Origin of the sequence: Pseudomonas machongensis, assembly GCF_034961125.1 — a bacterium.
Taxonomy (GTDB): domain Bacteria; phylum Pseudomonadota; class Gammaproteobacteria; order Pseudomonadales; family Pseudomonadaceae; genus Aquipseudomonas; species Aquipseudomonas machongensis.
This window is the reverse complement of the sequence record NZ_JAYFUI010000174.1, coordinates 1-1,880: the sequence shown is the minus strand read 5'-3', so window position 1 is coordinate 1,880 and position 1,880 is coordinate 1. Positions and strand designations below refer to the sequence as shown.

1 protein-coding gene and 1 pseudogene are annotated in these 1,880 nt (G+C 63.5%); one reads left to right on the top strand and one right to left on the bottom strand.

The features are described from left to right. The coding region (locus VA602_RS15840) for an APC family permease (protein ID WP_323453678.1) at positions 1-1,397 on the top strand (1,397 nt) is incomplete at its 5' end. A 79-nt stretch (positions 1,398-1,476) separates the two neighbouring features. Here the strand turns inward: VA602_RS15840 and VA602_RS15835 are convergent. Then, positions 1,477-1,880 (bottom strand): annotated as a pseudogene (locus tag VA602_RS15835) (guanylate kinase); the annotation flags it as partial.

The window sequence follows — 1,880 nt, the reverse complement described above, 5'->3', positions numbered from 1 at the left end:
CCCTGACCGGCGCCCTTGGCCCGACCGTGCGTGAGGTCGGCGCCCATCTTCCCGCGGTCTTCATCGTCGGCTTCCTGCCGATGCTGCTGGTTGCCCTCGGCTACCGTGAGCTGAACGCCGCGGAGCCCGACAGCGGCACCTCTTTCACCTGGTCGGCACGTGCCTTCGGTCCCATGATCGGCTGGATCGGTGGCTGGGGGCTGGTCGTCGCCACCACCATCGTGCTGTCGAACCTGGCCGGTGTGGCGGTCGATTTCTTCTACCTGTTCATCGGGCAGATCACCGGGCATCACGAGTATGCCGCGTTAGCGGACAACCTGTTGATCAACGTCACTACCTGTTGTGCGTTCATCGCCCTGGCGGTGTGGATCTGCTGTCGGGGCATGGGGACCACCATGACCGTGCAGTACGGCCTGGTTGCCCTGCAATTGCTGGTGTTGGTGGGCTTTGGTTTTGCTGCGTTCGGCGAGACCACCGCGCCACCGCCGCTGGAATTCGATTTCGCCTGGTTCAATCCCTTCGGGGTCGAATCGTTCTCGGCCTTCGCGGCCGGGCTGTCGCTGTCGATCTTCATCTTCTGGGGCTGGGACGTGTGCCTCACCGTCAGCGAAGAGTCCATCGGCAGCGACGAAGTGCCTGGCAAGGCTGCCACCTGGACGGTACTGCTGATCCTCGGCCTGTACCTGTTCACCGCCATTGCCACCCTTCAGTTCGCCGGCATCAGCGACACTGGCCTGGGCCTGGGCAATCCGCGTATCCAGGAGAACGTCTTCGCCCACCTGGCAGGTCCGGTGATGGGGCCGCTGGCGATCCTGATGTCGATTGCGGTGCTGGCCAGCACGGCGGCGTCGCTGCAGTCGACCTTCGTGTCGCCGGCGCGCACCCTGCTCGCCATGGGCTACTACGGTGCGGTGCCGCAGCGCTTCGCCAGTGTCTGCCCACGCTCGCAGACGCCGCGTTACGCGACCATTTGTGCGGGCGTGGCTGCTGCCTTGTTTTACGTGACCATGCGTACCCTGAGCGAGAACGTGCTGGCAGACACCATCACCGCGCTGGGGATGATGATCTGCTTCTACTATTCGCTGACCGCGTTCGCCTGTGTCTGGTACTTCCGCGACAGCCTGTTCGACAGCCTGCGCCACTTCTTCATGCGCGGCCTGTGCCCGCTGGTGGGTGGGGTGATCCTGTCGGTGATCTTCGTGCGTACCGCGATCGACAGCGCCTCGCCCGACTTTGGCAGCGGCTCGCATGTCGGTGGGCTGGGGCTGGTGTTCGTGATCGCGGCGATCATCTCGGTGCTGGGGATCGTGCTGATGATGCTGTCGCGACTGCGTGCACCGGCGTACTTCCTCGGGGCGACCTTGCAGCAGCAGGCGAAACTGCAGTTGCAGGAATAAGGCGTAGGTGGGGCTGCTGCGCAGCCCTATCGCGGGGCAAGTCGTTGCGACTTGCCCCGCGCTGGTTTCAGCGCGTGGTTCAGCCGACCAATTGCTTCAACAGCTCACCATGGCGCTGCTGCTGCTTCTTGAGCAGCAACCGGTTCGAACGGAACACCGACTTCAGGTCTTCGAGCGCGTCTTCGAAGTCATCGTTGACGATGACGTAGTCGAATTCGTTGTAATGCACCATCTCGCTGACCGCTTCCTTCATGCGCCCGGCGATGATCTCTTCACTGTCCTGGCCGCGCCCGTCCAGACGCTGGCGCAGGGCTTCCTGGCTCGGTGGCAGGATGAAAATCGACAGGGCCTCGGGCATCAGCTTGCGCACTTGCTGCGCACCCTGCCAGTCGATTTCAAGGATCAGGTCGAAGCCTTGGTCGAGGGTTTCCTGCAGCGCGCTGCGGGAGGTGCCGTAGAAGTTGCCGAACACCTCGGCGTGCT